Genomic DNA, 19,454 nt, shown 5'->3' with positions numbered 1-19,454 from the left:
TTTTTGCCTAAGTATTGGAGAAGCAATGAAAGAGCATGTTTATTTGTACGACTCAGTAGATAAAGAGTTGGTCGCGATATTACGCGCTGATGCGAGGGCGTCAATTTCGACTCTAGCAAAGCGTTTACATGTTTCAAGAGGAACGGTACAAAACAGGCTTGATCGGCTTGTTAATTCTGGTGCGATATTGGGATTCACCATTCGGGCTCATGATGAACTTGAAACCGATGTGGTTAAAGCGGTAATGATGATTGAAGTGATTGGTAAATCCACTGCCGAGGTTATCCATAAACTACGTGGTATTCCTCAGCTCGAAAAATTACATACCACTAATGGTGCTTGGGATTTGGTTGCTGATATTAAGGCGTCTAACTTATTAGAATTTGATCGTGTTTTACGGGAAGTGCGCGCGATTGACGGTGTATTAAACAGTGAAACTAGTATTTTACTCAGCTCAGTTTAGGCAGTGCTTAATCGGTATGAGGTTTTGGTAGTTTAATTTCTTCCGCCGTTAATGCTCTGTACTTGCCAGCCGCTAAGTTCTCATCGAGCGTAATACTTCCTATCGCACTGCGATGCAGGGCAACAACCGGATTTCGAAATCGACCAAACATCCTTTTGATTTGGTGGTACTTGCCTTCGATTAATTTAACTTCAGCAAAATGAGCATTTATGATTGTAAGTTTGGCGGGTAGGGTGGTGATATCTTCATAGCCAAAATAAAAACCTTGTTTAAAGGCCTCAATGTATTCATGGGTCAGTTTATTTTCTAAAGTCACTTGATAGCACTTTTCCACTTTACCTTCGGGTGAGGCAATGGCTTCAGACCACCTGCTGTCATTGGTTAATAAAATGAGTCCAGAGGAATTTAAATCGAGTCTGCCAGCGATATGTAGTTCATCTTTTGACTGCAAGTGTTCAATATTATTGCAGTCTATTAAATCAATCACAGTTTTATGTTGTTTGTCGCTTGTTGCACTTACCACGCCGACAGGCTTATGCAACATGATATATACAGGCTGGTTATCTAGAATCACATCACCATCAAGTATAACCGTTGAAAATTTATTGATCCGTTGGTCGATATTCGTCGCTACTCGGCTGTCAACAACAACACGTTTTTGCGCTAATATCAGCCTGACGTCACGTCGACTGATATTTAGATGCGCAGCAATAAATTTATCAATTCTAGTAGTATTTAGCGGCACGATTTCAGTCAGGAATAGGATGTTACTATGGTAAGCCATATTATGCAGTTATCAGCGCTTATGTGCCAGTGCACTGGAACAAGTTTGGCTAGATGTAGCCGGCAATAAAGAGTGCTAACTTTTATCTAATCGCTAGCACCTCTAGTGAATAAAGCGTTACTGGCTAAGTAACTCCCTGGAAATGATTTCTTTCATGATCTCATTTGAGCCCGCATAAATACGCTGCGCTCTTGAATCAGCCCAAGCCCGTGTCACTGGGTATTCCCACATATAGCCGTAACCGCCGTGCAATTGTACGCACTCATCAAGCAATTTGCATTGTAAGTCGGTGATGTGCAGCTTTACTCTTGCGGCTTCTACGCCATCGAGTTTTTTCTCTAAGTGAAGTTCAATACATTTATCCAAATAAACACGGGCGACGGTTACTTCGGTATTGAGCTCTGCTAGCTTAAAACGTGTATTTTGAAAGCTAGCAACTTCTTTCCCGAATGCTTTTCGCTCTTGCACATACGTTAGTGTTTGCTCAAGAATAGATTCAGCGACCGCCAAGCCATTGACCGCGACAGCTAAACGCTCTTGTGCTAAATCATTCATTAAATAATAAAAGCCTTTACCTTCTTCGCCTAATAGGTTTTCTTTGGGTACCTTAACATCTTGGAAGAATAGCTCGGCGGTATCGCAGGCATGGCAACCTGCTTTTTCAAGTTTTTGACCTTTTTCGAAACCTGCCATACCCGCTTCTAAAATGAGTAAGCTGACACCCTTAACTCCGGCACTAGGCTCTGTTTTGACCGCGACAACAACGATATCCGAGGTAAAGCCATTGGTGATAAAAGTTTTAGAGCCATTAACTAAGTAATGATCGCCTTTGTCGATTGCCGTTGTTTTAATTCCTTTCACGTCAGAGCCAGCACCGGGCTCACTCATCGCAAGTGCACCAATATATTCACCGCTGACCATTTTAGGCAAGTACTGTTGTTTTTGCTGCTCATTGCCGTAGTGGAGGATGTATTCACAAACAATGTCTGAATGCATCAAAAACCCTGTTAGGCCGGATAGGCCGGCGCGGCCAATTTCTTCAACAACGATACAGTTATAGCGATAATCAACGCCAAAACCGCCATAGGCTTCTGGTAATTGTGGACATAGCATTCCTTGCTCTCCAGCTTTGAGCCAAAAGTTGCTTGATACGTATTTTTGTTTTTCCCATGCTTCATGGTGTGGTGCCGCTTCGTTAATTAGAAACTTACGAACTGTATCGCGAAATTGTTCCATATCGCTGTCGAAAAGTGTGCGAGAAATCATAATGGCCTCATTGAATTTGTATTGTTTGCTTTGGCTTACTAAGCTTGCCTAGCTTTATCATCGCTAATATTTAATTATTTTGATGTGGTATATTTGCCGTTTAGTATGGCAAAATTGCCGTAATTAAATGTTTAGGATAAAAATGACGTGATGGAAGCGCAACAAACAGGCGTGTGTGTGGTGGCAACAGATCATGTCTATGGCATGGGTGTTCTACAGGTAAAAGACATGCTGCACAGTGCTAGTTTGCGCCTTGCATTGCAGTTAAGAGCCAATGAAAAAAAGCTGGTTGCGGAGCCAGCAGCTATTGAACCAGCTTTTGAAGTGATTATCGCTAAACCACAAGGCAAAGAGATACAAACCTACAGCGGCACAAGTATTTTAGCTGATGAAACTTTGACTGATGAAAAGTGTTGGCGCTTGGTGGTTTTGAGTCATTTTTGGGGCGAGACTAGTGAGCAGTTACAGCACAACCCGACATTAATTGAGTGGTTAAAGGGACAGTACCAGCAGGGTGCTAAAATATTGGGTATGGGCAGTGGCGTATTTTGGTTGGCTGAAGCTGGCTTACTCGATGGCAAAAATGCCACGACGTATTGGCGTTATATGGAAGAATTTAAACAACGTTTTCCACAAGTTCTGTGGCAAGAAAATGAGGCTGTTTGTCAATATGATGATATTGCCTGCTCCGTTGGCGTTGCTTCAGCTTCTGACATTTTACTTGACCATATTGCCGAGCTTTGTGGAGCAAAAGTCGCACAAGGGATCAGTAGAGATATTTTATTTGATACCAAGCGTAGCTATAAATTACCTTCATTCTCGTCGGCATCACATCGACGACATCAAGATATTTTGATACAGCAAATCCAACAATGGTTAGACGAAAATTATGCTCAAGTGGTTGAGTTTGGTGTATTGGCGGAGCGGTTTGGCATGAGTAAGCGCAACTTTGCACGTCGATTCAAAGCCGCAACAGGAGACACTCCTAAAGATTACTTACAGCACCTACGTATTTCAGTGGCCAAAGAACGATTGATTTACTCTGAACACTCCGTGAAATATATTGCGTTGGAAGTGGGGTACCAAGACGGTAGCTATTTTTGTGAGCTGTTTAAACGGTTAAATCAATTGACACCATTGCAATACAGAAAGCAGTTTAAGCGAAGACTCTAACTTAGATAAATACATTAGTGGGCATCAATAAACACTCTTATAATTTCACCTCTGGTCATTCATATATTGCAATAAACTCAGTTCGTGTTATTTTCCACTCAAGTTTAAATTTAGGAAAGTAGACAATGCCAAAGGCAAGTGAAATTAAAAAAAATGCAGCTATTGAACATGATGGAAAAGTTTTTATCGTAAGAGATATTGAGCGCTCCGTACCACAAGGGCGTGCGGGTGGTAGTCTTTACCGCATGAGAATGTACGATATCGTTACCGGTGGCAAAGCAGATGTGACTTTCAAAGATTCAGATATGCTTAATTTTGCAGACTTGAGCCGACGCGCTGTAATGTTTTCTTATGTTGACGGCGATGAATATGTATTCATGGATAATGAAGACTACACGCCATATAACCTTAATAAGGACACTATTGCTGATGAGGTGTTGTTTATTAATGAAGATACACAAGGTTTACTTGTGATCATGATAGATGGAACACCGGTTGCGTTGGAATTACCGTCAAGTGTAGAGCTAGAAGTTATTGAAACTGACCCATCACTAAAAGGCGCTTCGGCAACATCACGTACAAAACCTGCGACATTATCAACAGGGGTTGTTGTTCAAGTGCCTGAGCATATTTCTACTGGCGATAAAATCAAAGTCAATACTGAAGAAAAGAAATTTATGGGCCGTGCAGATTCTAAGTAATTTGTTAAGTTCAAAGCCATGAAAATAAAAAAGCGAATATTAGTATTCGCTTTTTTTGTACCTGTTGGACCTAGTTAGAGGTTAATTCATTACTTTTTCCGCTTTATAGACATCAAAATTTAACTCTTCTATCGGAAGTGCTCTTAGTAATGAGCCAAAACCAAAGATAGAAATAAATTGAAAATAAAGGCTATTAACAAATACTTCAAGTTCAATAAAATCGAACCGGTTAATGATTGCAGTAGCCATAAAAAAGATGCTGACAAGTATGCTGACAAAGACCATCGATTGAATTGCAGTGCGAGTTTGTTTACTGCGGTCTGTATTTGCTTGGTAGGGGTCGAGCTTTTTCCCATGCAAGTTTTTGTAAGTAAGAAATATAAATAGGCCATTACATAAAACCAATGCAACAATTTTACTGATCACGTCATCTGTCAAAGTATACTCATTGATGTAAAGTTCAAATAGGATACAACTTATTATGAGAATTGCCGTAAATGACAACAATAACGGAGAGATATAATCAAACAACCGTCTTGGGGTTAAATCTGCCGTTTTATTAGTGCTGGTGTTTGCCGCTCTCATCAGCTTGAACTGTTTAAAGCTTGATATTTCTAAAAGCAATACAGGAATAAACTGCACCATACCAAAAATAAGTGGCATGCTGTCTATTCGTTGGTAGTCTACATTCTCCACTGCATTTAGTGGCATAGTAACTACTAGCAATACAAGGCCCAAAATAGCAATTATATAATTAAGGCCAAGATAAATTTTTCTCTTTAAATGAATGGTATCAATCGACTCTGGATAAAGCTTAGGGTATTCATTGGGCGAAAAATTGTTAGTAACGTATTGAATTCTACGAGTGAATTTATGTGGATAATATATTGATATTAATCCTATTTGCCCTAAAAAAATGAGATAAAAGGCTATTGCAATTAACATGATGCTCTCCTTGGTAATATCAGTTATTCATTGCTTTTGTAAAAGCAATTCTTATTTCCGAATCAGTCGCACCTGATTGTCTTAGGTTACTGATTGTTGTCGTTAACGCATGATCAATTAATGCATTTATATCAACATCTATATTTTCCATCGCTTCTCGATGGATAAAGGTTCCACGGTACCCTTTCGCTTCTATCACATTGTCTCGCTCTAGTATTCGATAAGCTTTTGCTACCGTTTTACTGTTTACCTCAAGATCATTGGCGAGTTGACGAATAGAAGGTAAGGGGTCGCCAGCCTTTAAATGCTGATTGCTTACAGCTCGCTTAATTTGCTCGACGAGCTGATTAAATATTGGGATGGGATCATCCACATTTATCGTAATTTCCATGTCATCTCCTTGTTGTACCCTTTGATGTAATGGTACAACTGGTTTTGTGATAATACCAGTAAAAACATAAAAAACATTCAACTGACTGATAAATAACAGAAAAATATTATTAAGTGGATGTGTAATTATGCAGTTCAAGGCAGAGCCAGCAGGCATAGAGGGGCAAGTAAGTGGGTCATTAAGCATTGATAACCGGTAGATTGTTTAGATGCGTTGGACAGGGGGGAGTTAGGTTTTTGAGATTAGAGCTAAATAACACCTAATAGTGAAGCTTTTAAATGTCGGAAAGCAAAAAGGCCGCATAAATGCGGCCTTTTTTAAGTGGCTCCTCAACCTGGACTTGAACCAGGGACAAACGGATTAACAGTCCGTTGCTCTACCAACTGAGCTATTGAGGAATTGTTCTTTATTCTGGCTTTCGCCTCGTAACCGCTTATACAAGCCATTACTCTAATGTTTGGCTCCTCAACCTGGACTTGAACCAGGGACAAACGGATTAACAGTCCGTTGCTCTACCAACTGAGCTATTGAGGAATTATCTTGTGAAGAACTTGTGTCGCTTCAACGGGGCGGAATATTAAAGATCTGTTTGTTAGCTGTCAACACTAAATTTATAAAAATATTGATATTTAGTTTGTTTGCTTGCTTTGTAGACAAATAGGGCGACAAAGCGTCAAAAGTCGCTGGCTTTTTCTTCAAGCTAGAAATACAACATAGTTATCCACTAATCTTGTGGATAACTATGTGAGTTAAAGTGTAAAAAAGCGTAACCTGAACGATAGAATGCAGGTTGCGCAAAGGTCAATATATATTTTTGTTTTATAAAAAATACTATAGTAACAATGTGTTAAGTTGAATTTTGCTGCTTAGCTGACCTGTCGGTGCGATTTTTGAACAATCACGGTTTTTAGCGAGTTTTCTGTGAATTTAATTGAGAGTTATGAATGTTTTTGTAATTCCAACCTGTGATTGAAATTAACTTTTACACTAAAGTCTTTTAATTATTAGTGAAATAGCATAATTAAATAGCACCTCTTATAGGTATCTTTTACAATAGAATATTCCGCGAAAAAGCGGTTAATTAACGAAACCGTTAATTTTTCCTTATACATGGCGCACAAATAGTTAATGACTACAAAAAAATCAAAACAACAGCACGACTTGTTAGCAGGCTCGGTTAACACAACTCTAAAAAATATGACCATACCGATGATTTACGGCATGGTGCTGCTAATGACGTTTAACTTAGTTGATACTTTTTTTGTCGGCTTATTAGGTACAAAACCACTAGCGGCAGTCAGTTTTACTTTTCCTATTACTTTTACGGTAATTAGCTTAACCATAGGTTTGGGGATCGGTACGTCGGCTGTTATTGCTCGTTTTTTAGGAGAAAAGGATCACATGGCCGCTAAAAATGCGGCGACAGGTGCACTCATATTAACTGCTATTATTGTTGGCTTGTTGTCAGCAGTAGGTTTTTATTTTACCGATGAAATATTTACCATGCTGGGTGCAAGTGCAGATTTATTGCCACTAATTCATGAATATATCGACATCTGGTATATCGGTAGTGTTTGTTTAATTGGCCCTATGATAGGTAATGCAGTATTACGTGCATCGGGTGATACAAAAACGCCAAGTATCATAATGGGAAGCGCTGGCCTTATTAATGCATTATTGGATCCGTTATTTATATTTGGCTGGGGACCCGTACCAGCAATGGGTATTAAGGGAGCAGCAATTGCGACATTGGTGTCATGGATTTTTGGTTTAGCCTTTGTGCTTTATTTACTGATGTTTAAAAAGAAACTGATACATACAAGCTTTTTACCTCCAACGGTTTTCATCGACTCGTGTAAGCGTATTTTACATATCGGTTTACCGGCTGCTGGTGCCAACATGTTAACGCCAATAGCGGCAGCCATTATGACGGCAATCGTCGCTGTTTATGGCGACTCTGCGGTAGCAGCCTTTGGTGTTGGCTCTCGTATTGAGTCAATTGCTAGTTTAGTAGTACTTGCGCTTTCTATGACATTGCCGCCATTTATCAGCCAAAACTTCGGTGCAGGGAACATGGAGCGAGTGGAACAGGCTTATCGCAGTTCGATTAAGTTTGTATTGGTGTGGCAAGTTGTGATTTACGCTGTGTTAATTTTAATCTCAGGATTTATAGCTGATGCATTCTCAAAAGAAGAGTCTGTCGCTGATATCATCAAAATGTTTATCTATACACTACCGCTTGGTTATGGTTTACAGGGCGTCATTATTTTAACTAACTCTTCATTTAATGCGTTGCATAAGCCGATGGTTGCCTTGGTTTTAAGTATTGTTCGTCTATTTGTATGTTACGTGCCTTTAGCGTATTTAGGGTCAGAGCTATACGGCTTAGAAGGGCTATTTGTCGGCGCACTTTTAGGTAACCTAATGATGGCGTTTATTTCTTATTATTCATTTACTCGTCAGTTCACTAAAGACGATGTTGAAGTGGAGCCTGTTTCTTCATGAAAAATATGGAATTAGTATCAGAATACACACCAAGCGGCGATCAGCCTACGGCAATTGAATCTTTGTTAGACGGTATTGAGTCGGGCTTAGCTCACCAAACGCTATTAGGCGTAACCGGTTCTGGTAAAACATACACCGTGGCTAATGTCATAGAGAAACTTAATCGCCCAACGATGATGCTCGCCCCAAATAAAACGCTAGCAGCTCAGCTTTACGGTGAGATGAAAGAGTTTTTCCCGAACAATGCTGTTGAATATTTTGTTTCGTACTATGACTATTATCAGCCTGAAGCGTACGTACCTACAACCGATACTTTTATTGAGAAAGATGCCTCAATTAATGACCATATTGAGCAAATGCGACTTTCAGCCACTAAAGCGTTATTAGAACGAAGAGACGTGATAATTATTGCGTCTGTATCGGCCATTTACGGGTTAGGCGATCCAGACTCTTATCTAAAAATGATGTTGCATTTAAGACAAGGTGACATCATTAATCAACGCGATATATTAAGACGCCTAGCAGAGCTTCAATACACTCGAAACGATGTAGCCTTCCAGCGGGCAACTTATCGCGTGAGGGGCGATGTTATCGATATATTCCCTGCTGAGTCTGACAGGTTAGCACTTCGGGTTGAATTATTTGATGAAGAAATTGAAAGAATCAGTGAATTTGACCCGCTAACGGGCTCGGTAGAGCGTACATTAGCGCGTGTTACGGTTTACCCAAAAACCCATTACGCTACCCCTAGGGATAAAATCCTCGCTGCCGTTGAACATGTCAAAGTTGAATTAAAAGAGCGCTCTGCGCAACTCAAAGAAAATAACAAATTGGTGGAAGAGCAACGTATTGTCCAGCGTACTCAATTTGATATAGAGATGATGACAGAGCTGGGTTATTGCTCTGGTATTGAGAACTATTCACGTTACCTTTCAGGTCGCGAAGCAGGTGAAGCACCACCAACATTGTTTGATTATTTACCGGATGATGGATTATTAATCATTGATGAGTCACATGTCACTGTACCGCAAATTGGTGCTATGTATAAAGGTGATCGTTCTCGTAAAGAAAACCTTGTTGAATATGGCTTTAGGTTACCTTCTGCATTAGATAACAGACCGATGAAATTTGAAGAGTTTGAAGCATTATCGCCTCAAACTATTTATGTTTCAGCGACCCCAAGTAATTATGAGCTTGAAAAATCAGGCGATGATATTGCTGAGCAAGTTGTTAGGCCAACGGGGTTACTTGATCCGCAAATTGAAGTACGTCCGATAGAAACGCAAGTTGATGATTTACTCTCTGAAATTAACAAGCGGGTGAGTATAGGTGAGCGTGTGCTAGCAACTACGTTAACTAAGAGGATGTCAGAAGACTTAACTGACTATTTAGATGAACATAATATCAAAACGCGTTATGTGCATTCGGATGTAGACACGGTTGAGCGAGTTGAGATTATTAGAGATTTTCGTTTAGGTAAATTTGATGTCCTAGTTGGCATCAACTTACTTCGGGAAGGATTAGATATGCCTGAAGTGTCACTTGTCGCGATTTTAGACGCTGATAAAGAAGGTTTCTTGCGATCAGAGCGCTCATTGATTCAAACCATTGGCCGTGCTGCACGTAATGTCAATGGTCGAGCCATATTGTATGCTGATCGTATCACTAAATCGATGCGCAAAGCCATTGATGAAACAGAACGTCGCCGAGAAAAGCAACATCAGTACAACGTTGAAAATGGCATCACACCTAAAGGTGTCGTGCGTAAAATTACTGACGTGATGGATGTTGGAACATATAGTACTGCTGAACAGTTAGCTAAGAAAGCGGCGGAGCCTCATGCTGAATACGAAGTACTTAGCGTTGATGAAATTGATGTTAAGGTTAAGCAGCTTGAAAAATCTATGTTAGACCATGCTCAAAACTTAGAATTTGAACAAGCTGCTGCAGTGAGAGATAAAATCGCTAAATTGAGACTACAACAATTAGCGAGATAATTTCTTTATTTCAGATCCATAATGGAATACCTGCCGATAATATTTGCAACAGCATCGCTGTTGCAACGGCCAAGATGACTGATTTCCTCAATGATCTTGTCTTGAATATCAACTGGAAACAACATTAACTGCTCTAAATAAAGATGTGCCTCTGTTTCGTTATTTTGACTTATCAAGTTGGCTAAATGCATGGCGTGGCTTTTCCATATAGCACTCATATTCTCCTCCTATCATCACTGTACACCTTATTAAGTCTAGCCTAGCGGAGAATGTTGGTTATATTTATTGGTTATCAAAACAGGAATAGTGGAGACCTTTGTTATAACCAAATGGCCAAATTTAGTTAATTTGATATTTTTCAAGACGATATAAAAACGCCTTGTATGACATTTTTAGGTATTTTGCGGCCTTGGTTTTATTACCTTGATTAGTTTCTAGTGCTTGTTGCAGACAATATTGCTCAAATTGCTCCCAGTTGTAGCCTTGCTCAGGGAAGCTGATGTCGGGAATATTCACGTCAGAAGTGAGCCCTGTATTAGCCGAATTGATGGCCAATTGGGTGAGCTCTTCGGTGTCGCCAAGCAATACAAATCGCTCTATGCGGTTTGATAACTCTCGGACATTACCTGGCCAATGATAATCGAGTAGCGCACGGTATTGGTTTTCATCAATTTCGGGCGCTGATAGGTTATGTTGTTTTGCATGAAGGCTGACAAAGTGATCAACTAGAATAGGGATGTCGTCTTGTCGTTCGCGCAGCGCTGGCATTGTTATTGGTACCACATTTAGTCGATAGTATAAATCTTCTCTAAATGTACCCTTGCTGACATCGTCTGCAAGGTTTCTATGGGTTGCTGCGATGACCCTAACGTCAAGTTTAATGTCGTCATGGCTCCCTAACCGGGTAATGGTACCTTCTTGTAAAAAGCGCAGTAAGTGTGCTTGTAATGCTAATGGCAATTCACCAATTTCATCAAGGAAAATAGTGCCATTGTTGGCCGCTTCGAACTTGCCTACCTTGAGCCTGTCTGCCCCCGTAAATGCGCCTTTTTCGGCACCAAAAAGCTCAGCCTCTGCTATCGATTCTGCGATAGCGCCGCAGTTTATCGCAACGAATTTTTCTGCCGCGCGCTGTGATTGTTCATGTAAGGCTCTAGCGGCAAGCTCTTTACCTGTGCCACTTTCACCGAGTATTAATGCCGTTACGTTGGTTGCTGAAATTTTTTCGATACGTTGATAAACTTTCTGCATGCATTGTGCTTTACCAACAATTCCGACGAGTTTGTTTTGTTCAGCTAGCTGAGCCGTAAGCGTTTTATTTTGGCTTCGAAGTGTTTTTGCCTTAAATGCTTTATCAATGGTCAGCAGCAGCTCTTGTCGCTGAAAGGGTTTAGGCAGGTAATCATCAGCGCCTTGCTGTAATGCTTCAACGGCATGAGAAATCGTGCCGTAGGCGGTCGCGATCACAAAGCCTAATTCTGCTTGATTTGACCTGACATAACGTAATAAATCTATGCCCGAAAGTTGACCTAGTTTCCAATCTGAAAAAACAACATCAAAGTGATTATCTTTAATGTGTAAAATCGCTTGTTCGACACTGTCAGCGTCAACTACATGAAAGCCACTCATGGTTAATATATCGCAGACTAAGGCACGCTGTTCTTGCTCATCCTCTACAACGAGTACGGAAATTTTATTGCTCATTTGAAACCTTGAAGTTGACTAGTGCTTTGCAGCCACTGACTTTGTTATTTTCTACCAGATTATTTAACGTGACATCTCCATGATAATGCAAATTGACTAAACGTTTTGCGATATAAAGTCCCATGCCTGCGCCTTCTGGTTTGGTGGAAACGTGAGGTTTGAACAGCTGTTGCTCTATGTCTTTTGACAAACCAGTGCCGTGATCAACAACCGTTAATGTGATGCCATTGATATGATCTGTTTCAGACATTATTTCTACTCGGCCGTTGTCGGGACTTGCCTGACAAGCGTTAATGATTAGTGTATGTACAATACTTCGAATTTCAGACTCGGCCCCTTTTATTTTCATCTCTGCCGCGACATTGACCTCAAAGGTCAATTGTTTGCCTTGGCAGGATTTGTATTCAAGAATAATATCTTGCACCACTGCGAGTAACGGGACATCGTCATTTCGACTTAGCCCTGACGTGGTTAAGGTCAGCAAAGCTTTAATATTTAAATCGATGTGGGCTATTTTGTTTTTAATGGTGGTGATTAGCTTGATCCTGTCTTTTTCTTTTAGTGTTGGCTCCAGCATTTGCTCGATAGATAAACCAATCGTATGAATAGGGTTGCGTAGGGAGTGTGCAAGGCCTCTGCTGACTTCTCCTAGTTCTGCTAAGTTTTCAATATCTTGATTTTGTAATTGTGCCTGAGTGAGTGTTTTTACCTTGGCAACCATGTCATTAAATTGTGTGATGGTTTGGCGAATTTCTTTAACACCGCTTTGCTCTACACTGATTTGGTAGTTGCCTTGTGCAACTGCGTCAAAACCTGTGGTCAGGCGTTTTAGTGGTCGGCTAAATTTCACGCTAAGCCAAAAGGCAAAAGCAAGGGCAATAATCGCACTTGCGGTAATCATGATCTCAATGGTTTGAATGAGTTTTTGAGTATTGTCTCCTAACGGTAATGTTTCTACCAGCAAGTGACGCTCAGCAACGTTGGTGGTGTTTTGGTTAGAACCATTGCTGTCGCTTCCGCTACTACTATCACTGTATACTTCAAAAACGGCTTTGTTGGCACTGTTTGTATGTATCAACCGATTGCCATGAATTTTCTCAACTAACTGATTCAATTCTCGCTTAATTTTTTCAGCATCAATTTCATTACCTTGATGGTCAACGGCTATGGTGTATTCATTGCCATCGGCGTGCTTTTCTAACAATCCACTTATTTCTTCGCTTGACGGCACAGCAATAATTTCTACATTTTGAATATCATGGTGTTCACTGTTATTTGTTACTGATCTTTTTACTACACGTTTAATTGGAGTTTGTGTTTCTTTGTGGATGAAGGCCATTTCATTTACGGCCAACTTGACCACTTGTTTACTTAATTGCGTTGCTTGTTTTTGAACTTCTTGATTTAAATTCTCATTGATCCAGTTGACTAACACCAGTTGAGACAAGGTCAACAGCAAAATTAAGACGCCAATTAGGCAAAACAGATAATTTCTTAACGACATAAAACCAACAGGAACGTGAATACTTAGTAATAGTGTAGTGCCTACAAGTATAATGCCAAGGGGCTTTGATAATAAAGCAGTATAAAAACAGTTACTTAGTGATTTGACTTAGCGTAACGATGAAATTTATTTCCTGATATCAGGAAATCTAGCTCCTGATATCAGGAATATGAGCAGCTTCTTCTTCCATTTTTGTTTTTAATTCATTGAAATTTTTATATTTTTTAAATTGGCACAAATATAGCGTTATCCAAGAGGAATTAAGAATAAACATAATGAGGAATATCATGAAATTTACAAAGCCATTAACATTAGCCCTTTCAATTTTAGCTGGGATGGTCGCAAATTACGCTATTGCTGGTGATGATAAAGCACATCAACTGCACAAAGAAGTACATCAAATTAAAGTTGAAGTGGACGGCGGGCAAGACGCGCATTTATTTATTGATGCAAACGGTAAAAAAATGGAGAAAGTGATCCCTATGGATATCTTTCACGACCAAGATAAATTAGCAGCAGCTTTGTCTGATTTGCCAGAGCAGGAGCGAGAGAAGTTACTCTCAACACTAAGTAAGTTATCGTCTGATTTACACTTAGTGAAGCATCGTCATGTTGAAGGTGAAGACTCAAGCTTTTTCACCGAAAATGGCGAAAATATCGTTGTGATAGATGTGGACAGTGAAGAGCTGGGCGACGATGTCACCAAAGTGGTTAAAAAATTCATTCATCACGGCGGTGAGAAGGTCGTAAAAGTTAAACATAGCGGCAGTAGCACTCAAGCTTTATTGCATATGATTAAGTCTGGTAAATTTAGTAAAGAAGAGCTGATTCAGCTACAACAGGCGTTGGATGAGAAACATTAACCAATTATTTCTTTGATAAAGGCTCTCTGTTTTGATGAAAATAGAGAGCTTTATTATCCAAATACGAATATACCTGCCCACATACAGCCTTTATCAGTCGCTTTCTTCAATAATTACCGATATAGGAAAATGATCTGAAAAACCTTCAGTATTGACAGATTTGCCTAACCCACCAAAACGAAGGGGTTGAGGATAAGCCGAATTTTCATCGATAAATCCTGGACAAGTATTTTCAATAGCAATGGAGTTGATGTCTATTTTGAGGACAGAAGACGGATTAAGCATATAATGATTGACGAGAAACTGATCCAGCATATAAGGGAAATTATCAAAGTAATAAGTGCCTTGTGAATGACTCAATTTTGGCCACATCAGGTTGAGTACTCTTGGCGTGGAGGCGCGCAATACTTTGGTGCGATCACGGGTACTTAGCGCATGATCTACCAAAGAAGTATCAAAGGGCTCATCATTAAAATCACCCATGACCAGTACAGCTGTTTTTTTACCCTGTATTTCTATTGCCCTTTGGTGAAAGTAAGCTAAGGTTTCACCCGCTATTTGCCGATAACCGCTCGACTTTAACACGCCGCCAGAACGGGCAGGCCAATGGTTAGCAAAAACGATTAACTTTCGCCCTAAAGGCTTAGTGGTAAAGTTAGCTTGCAGAATATCCCTCGTCGCTGTGCGCCGCATGACTGAGTGTTGAAAAACTTGGTCGTTGGATGTAATGAATTTTGTGCCTTCATAAATGAAGGCAATATCGATACCTCTTTTGTCTTTGGAGTCGTAGTGTATGTAAGTGTAGTTTCTCTTGTGAAGTTGGCCATTTAATGCATCGACTAGGCGTTTAATTACATAACTGTTTTCTACTTCGCAAACACCAAGAAGGTCAGGGCCAGCACCGTTATTTAAATATGAGATCACTTTAACCAATTGAGATATCTTTTTGTCTCTTAAGCGGGTGGTCCACTGGTTAATAGACTTCCCCAGTGCTCGTTTTAATTTACTTGAACGACGAGGTGATCGCGCCGAGTCAAACAGATTTTCTAGGTTCCACCAACAGACAAAATAATTATTGCTCACAACGCACCTTTATATCTGTCTGGGTCATTTCATATTCGTAGGTATTTTCGACAATCGACATACTCACTGGCACAGAAAGTGTTTTTATTCGATAGATTTTGGTGATCAAATAAGTGTCGGTCTCATACGTTGCAAAAATGTATTCCGTGCTGTTTTCACATACGCCGCCATGACAGAATTTCTGCTTTACTGTGGTTGATTGTTCATTTGTTGATTCGTTACCTACTGAACCACCAACAGATATGCCTTTACCTTCAAATCCAGCACTTACTTCCCATGAATTAGTGGATGTAGCACTAGTGGTGTGCTCAACTTCTATGCAATTACCCGGGATAACCATCGTGATCAGCTCTTCATGGCTCGTACTGTTTATCAGTGTTCGAGAATAGCTTTCCAACTTTTTTTCTAATAAGGGCTCTTTTTTGATTTTGCATTTACAATGTTTATGTGGTTTTCCGGGCTTAGTAACATTTAGCAATGGCCTGGCAAGACACTGAGCACAGGCATTTGCAGATGGTTTCCATTCGTACATATAACCTTTAAAAAATGACATTATAATGTTCCTCCTTGTGGCACAGGCATTCGCTGTTCTCTTAATGTTTCCCTATACTGCCCGGGTGTCATTGCTTCTGGATGTATTTGCCAGCCACTTTCGTTAGGTAAAAGCACATCGCCGTGAGCTATATCATTTGGCAATAGGCTTAAATCAATACGTAATCGATATATAATGACGGTATCGTCCTGATGCTTAAACCATAGACTTCCCGCGATTGCTTCATCAGTTTTGATTGCCTCAATACAAATGGGGGGCTTTTCGGGCAAGCTATCAAGATCAACGGTTCGACGAACAGAGGGCAATATGGTGTGACCTATGGCAAAACCGCCAAGAAACTCGTTGAATTGTGGCAAGCTTTCAGTACCTGCTTTTAGGTAAATGTTGTAGATGTGGTGTGATTGAGGCCTTAATGTACCGAGAAAAGACGACGTTTTATAACCTGCAGCAGTGGCTTTAAATACAGTTGGTAGCGGTGCTATCCCTTCAAAATCAACGACCCCATTGTTGTCAGTCATGTGTTTGAGTTGGTTAAAGCTATTGGTTCGTCTATCACCATTAATCACTACTTCAGCGTCTTCAATAACTGCATTGGTCTCACTGTCGTAAACAACCACTCGGGCTGAACTCGTTACTGCAAGTTGTACTGCCGTCAAAAGCATTTCATGGGCCAAAATAAGGTTACTGTTATTTTTTTCTTCGCCCAAAGCGTCAGATACTATGGTGTGGATATTGCTGATATTGACAGATAAGAAATCAGAATATCTATGATAAGCTGCTTCGACCAAGGCATCTGCGATGGCTTCGGTGCAATGAGGTAATCTTAGCATTCGTGCTTGAGGCAAAATTGAGTGTTCAAGGTTGAATTCACTTAAACCATCAATTTTAGATAAAGTTGCTATTAGTTGGCTTTCTTCTGAGGCAAGCAGATCTACTGCGTGTATATAACCTAGTTTGGACATTTCATCGGCAAATACGGGACCGATACCAGAAATGTTTTCGACGAGTACTCTATCATTTAACTTGAGCATAATTTCCTCCATGGAACAAGTAAATATAGACTCTTGATACTAGTCTAAAAAACTCAAATCACAACTAATGCTAGCCTACAAACCCTTATAAATAAGGGCGTAAAGTTAATTGCTATAATTTGTGAGGTGGAGTTTTCGTATAAGTTGATGATTTTTATACCAGCATTTACGCTACCATGTTTAAGGAAGTTATTAAGAGCGATGTGAGAAATAGTTGTTGAATCATCAGTGAATACTGTTGTGATAAGATTATATGAAAAACAAAACATATTATTCTTGAACCAGAGACGACGATATTAGATCATAAACGATAGCTGCTAATTTTCCCGAATAAAAACTATAAAAAACAGGATGTTATTTTTGAATTATAAACTCCCTCGCGTCTGTAGTTTACTCCTATTGAGCGCCGCTTCATATCCATTGTCAGCGCAAAAAATTGAACAGATCACAGTGACAGCGTCGCTAAATGAACGCGCCTTGCTGGAACTGAACAGCAATTTATCGGTGATTAACGAAGAACAATTGCAATTGATTGAACATGAACATGTTCATCAAGCGATAGTCAGGGTACCTGGCGGCTGGATAAGTAGAGGAAATGGACAGGAACATTTGACGGCTATTCGATCCCCCGTATTAACTGGCACCGGTGGCTGTGGTGCTTTTTTTATGGCGCAAGATGGCATATCACTGCGTGCCCCAGGGTTTTGCAACACTAACCAGTTATTCGATGCAAACACCGAGCAAGCACAGCGTATTGAAGTATTACGCGGACCGTCTAGCACACTATACGGATCAAATGCGGTTCATGGCGCGATCAACGTTATAACCCCTAATGCTTTTCAAGATGAACGCAACAGTTTAGGGGTTTCAATGGGACCTCATGACTATTACAGTAGTCGCTTTAGCACTCAAAGCGATTGGGGCGAGCATGCTCTATTAATGTATGGCAATGGAGCACATGACGGCGGCTATAAAGATGACAGTGGTTTTGACCAACAAAAATTTAACCTTATTCATCAATATCAATCTCAGTCGTTAATGATAAAAAATGTCCTTGCAACCACCAATTTAAATCAAGAAACCGCTGGGTTTATTCAAGGATTTGAAGCTTACAAAGACGAATCGCTTAAAAAGAGTAACCCAAATCCAGAAGCATTTCGTGACAGTCAGTCATTTAGAGCGTATAGCCAGGTTCAATATCAAGCCGATAGCGACACCTTCTATACTATTACACCCTATGTTCGATGGGCTGATATGACTTTTTTACAGCATTATCTTCCGTGGCAACCAATTGAGAAAAATGACCAAAAAAGTATTGGTGTAAATGTGGCAATCGAGCAGCAATTAGAAGATGTAACTTGGTATACAGGAGTCGATATAGATTTTACTCATGGGAGTTTAACTGAAACACAATTTACTGATTTTTCACCAACAAAGCCCGCGGGTAAACACTATGACTACGATGTCGATGCGTTCGTCATTTCTCCGAACGTGCGATTGAATTGGGCAGTGACAGCAGAGCTTTCATTTAATGCAGGCCTTCGTTATGAGATAACAAATTTTGAGTATCAAAACAATCTGTCCGCTGGCAGCGCATGCGGTGAAGGTGTTGAAGGTTGTCGTTTCACCCGCCCTGAAGATCAAGACGTAGGTTACGACGAATTTTCCTACCAAATTGGAGGACATTACTTATTGTCGGAACAGCACAGTGTCTATGGCCAGTTTTCAACAGGCTACCGTGCGCCGCAAGCTAATGAGTTATTTCGATTACAACAAGGTCAAGCCGTTGCAGATCTAAATGCTGAAAAGCTAGATTCAATTGAGTTTGGGGTGCGAGGGCAGTGGCAAGAACTGTTTTATGACGCCACCTTGTTTACCATGCAAAAGGATAACTTTATCTTTCAAGATACCGAGAGGCAGAATATCAGTAGTGGTAAAACATCGCACCATGGTGTTGAGCTGAGTGTTCACTATCAGTTGTCGAGTCATTTTTACTTAACAGGTAATGGCACCATAGCAAATCATAAATACGATAACTCACTGATGTTAAGTCGAGTGGCTATAAAAGGTAATGAAATAGACACCGCGCCTCAACACATTGGCAGCGCTCAACTAGGCTGGCAAGGTATAGGTCACACCAATATAGAGCTAGAATGGACACATGTAGGAAATTACTACTTAAACCCAGAGAATACAGCGCAGTACCAAGGCCATAATTTATTGAACTTACGCGTTCAAGCTACGATTGGTGAAAACTGGACAATAAATACTAAGGTATTGAATTTAACGGATGAAGATTATGCAGAACGAGCTGATTTTGGTTTTGGTAATTACCGCTATTTTGTCGGTGAGCCGCGTTCGTTCTATGTTAGCGTAAAATATGATTTCGGTAGATAAAACGGCTAATTGCTTTGAGAAACAGCGGCGACTTGCCGTGCGTGGGCTTAAGCTATGCCTGCAAAATTGATTGTATTTATTGGCTCAACTTATT

Annotated in this window: 17 protein-coding genes and 2 tRNA genes; 7 read left to right on the top strand and 12 right to left on the bottom strand. The window is 40.2% G+C overall.

What is annotated here, in order from left to right; all coding sequences use genetic code 11:
• The first annotated feature begins 25 nt into the window (after window positions 1-25).
• On the top strand, window positions 26-463 hold the full coding sequence (locus QUE03_RS12365) for an Lrp/AsnC family transcriptional regulator (RefSeq protein ID WP_286261884.1): 438 nt from the start codon (window positions 26-28) through the stop codon (window positions 461-463).
• Between the two features lie 7 nt (window positions 464-470).
• Here the strand turns inward: QUE03_RS12365 and QUE03_RS12360 are convergent, their stop codons facing one another.
• Window positions 471-1,247, bottom strand: a complete 777-nt coding sequence (locus tag QUE03_RS12360) for a pseudouridine synthase (protein ID WP_286261882.1) — start codon at window positions 1,245-1,247, stop codon at window positions 471-473.
• 117 nt (window positions 1,248-1,364) lie between these two features.
• A complete protein-coding gene (locus tag QUE03_RS12355) occupies window positions 1,365-2,513 on the bottom strand; it encodes an acyl-CoA dehydrogenase family protein (RefSeq protein WP_286261880.1) in 1,149 nt (382 codons plus the stop codon).
• A gap of 150 nt (window positions 2,514-2,663) precedes the next feature.
• On the opposite strand from QUE03_RS12355, the gene QUE03_RS12350 reads away from it, so the two are divergent.
• On the top strand, window positions 2,664-3,686 hold the full coding sequence (locus QUE03_RS12350) for a GlxA family transcriptional regulator (RefSeq protein ID WP_286267836.1): 1,023 nt from the start codon (window positions 2,664-2,666) through the stop codon (window positions 3,684-3,686).
• Between the two features lie 125 nt (window positions 3,687-3,811).
• Window positions 3,812-4,387, top strand: coding sequence for an elongation factor P-like protein EfpL (gene efpL, locus QUE03_RS12345; protein ID WP_286261878.1), 576 nt, complete (start codon window positions 3,812-3,814; stop codon window positions 4,385-4,387).
• Between the two features lie 81 nt (window positions 4,388-4,468).
• Here the strand turns inward: efpL and QUE03_RS12340 are convergent, their stop codons facing one another.
• From QUE03_RS12340 to QUE03_RS12325, 4 genes are all read right to left on the bottom strand, one after another.
• Window positions 4,469-5,332: a hypothetical protein gene (locus QUE03_RS12340; protein WP_286261876.1), complete on the bottom strand. Its 864-nt coding sequence runs from the start codon at window positions 5,330-5,332 to the stop codon at window positions 4,469-4,471.
• Window positions 5,333-5,351: 19 nt separating this feature from the next.
• Entirely contained in the window at window positions 5,352-5,723 is a 372-nt protein-coding gene (locus QUE03_RS12335) for a GntR family transcriptional regulator (protein WP_286261874.1), read from the bottom strand.
• Between the two features lie 322 nt (window positions 5,724-6,045).
• Window positions 6,046-6,121, bottom strand: a tRNA-Asn gene (locus tag QUE03_RS12330).
• 60 nt (window positions 6,122-6,181) lie between these two features.
• A tRNA-Asn gene (locus QUE03_RS12325) sits at window positions 6,182-6,257 on the bottom strand.
• 594 nt (window positions 6,258-6,851) lie between these two features.
• On the opposite strand from QUE03_RS12325, the gene QUE03_RS12320 reads away from it, so the two are divergent.
• Window positions 6,852-8,228, top strand: a complete 1,377-nt coding sequence (locus tag QUE03_RS12320) for an MATE family efflux transporter (protein ID WP_286261872.1) — start codon at window positions 6,852-6,854, stop codon at window positions 8,226-8,228.
• On the top strand, window positions 8,225-10,225 hold the full coding sequence (gene uvrB, locus QUE03_RS12315; RefSeq protein ID WP_286261869.1) for an excinuclease ABC subunit UvrB: 2,001 nt from the start codon (window positions 8,225-8,227) through the stop codon (window positions 10,223-10,225). The genes QUE03_RS12320 and uvrB overlap by 4 nt, the downstream gene beginning before the upstream one ends.
• Before the next feature lie 5 nt (window positions 10,226-10,230).
• On the opposite strand, the gene QUE03_RS12310 is transcribed toward uvrB, so the two are convergent.
• The 3 genes from QUE03_RS12310 to QUE03_RS12300 form a co-directional block, all read right to left on the bottom strand.
• Window positions 10,231-10,443: a hypothetical protein gene (locus QUE03_RS12310; RefSeq protein ID WP_286261867.1), complete on the bottom strand. Its 213-nt coding sequence runs from the start codon at window positions 10,441-10,443 to the stop codon at window positions 10,231-10,233.
• Window positions 10,444-10,564: 121 nt separating this feature from the next.
• Window positions 10,565-11,929 carry a sigma-54-dependent transcriptional regulator gene (locus QUE03_RS12305; protein ID WP_286261864.1) on the bottom strand — a complete coding sequence of 455 codons (1,365 nt, stop codon included), beginning with the start codon at window positions 11,927-11,929 and terminating at the stop codon, window positions 10,565-10,567.
• Window positions 11,919-13,433, bottom strand: coding sequence for a sensor histidine kinase (locus QUE03_RS12300; protein ID WP_286261862.1), 1,515 nt, complete (start codon window positions 13,431-13,433; stop codon window positions 11,919-11,921). Before QUE03_RS12300 ends, QUE03_RS12305 begins: the two co-directional genes overlap by 11 nt.
• A gap of 287 nt (window positions 13,434-13,720) precedes the next feature.
• Here QUE03_RS12300 and QUE03_RS12295 point away from each other — a divergent pair, with 287 nt between their 5' ends.
• A complete protein-coding gene (locus QUE03_RS12295; protein ID WP_286261860.1) occupies window positions 13,721-14,296 on the top strand; it encodes a hypothetical protein in 576 nt (191 codons plus the stop codon).
• A gap of 93 nt (window positions 14,297-14,389) precedes the next feature.
• Here the strand turns inward: QUE03_RS12295 and QUE03_RS12290 are convergent, their stop codons facing one another.
• From QUE03_RS12290 to QUE03_RS12280, 3 genes are read right to left on the bottom strand one after another with little or no spacing between them, the layout of a single operon-like run.
• Complete coding sequence (locus tag QUE03_RS12290) at window positions 14,390-15,379, bottom strand: endonuclease/exonuclease/phosphatase family protein (protein WP_286261859.1); 990 nt, start codon at window positions 15,377-15,379, stop codon at window positions 14,390-14,392.
• Window positions 15,369-15,932: a hypothetical protein gene (locus QUE03_RS12285; RefSeq protein ID WP_286261857.1), complete on the bottom strand. Its 564-nt coding sequence runs from the start codon at window positions 15,930-15,932 to the stop codon at window positions 15,369-15,371. Before QUE03_RS12285 ends, QUE03_RS12290 begins: the two co-directional genes overlap by 11 nt.
• A complete protein-coding gene (locus QUE03_RS12280; RefSeq protein WP_286261855.1) occupies window positions 15,932-16,963 on the bottom strand; it encodes a hypothetical protein in 1,032 nt (343 codons plus the stop codon). Before QUE03_RS12280 ends, QUE03_RS12285 begins: the two co-directional genes overlap by 1 nt.
• A 360-nt stretch (window positions 16,964-17,323) precedes the next feature.
• Here QUE03_RS12280 and QUE03_RS12275 point away from each other — a divergent pair, with 360 nt between their 5' ends.
• A complete protein-coding gene (locus QUE03_RS12275; RefSeq protein ID WP_286261853.1) occupies window positions 17,324-19,360 on the top strand; it encodes a TonB-dependent receptor in 2,037 nt (678 codons plus the stop codon).
• The last annotated feature ends 94 nt before the right edge of the window (window positions 19,361-19,454 follow it).

The organism is Thalassotalea atypica (assembly GCF_030295975.1).
Lineage (GTDB): Bacteria > Pseudomonadota > Gammaproteobacteria > Enterobacterales > Alteromonadaceae > Thalassotalea_F > Thalassotalea_F atypica.
Note: the sequence above shows the minus strand (reverse complement) of the source record. Positions and strands in the feature narration are given on the sequence as shown.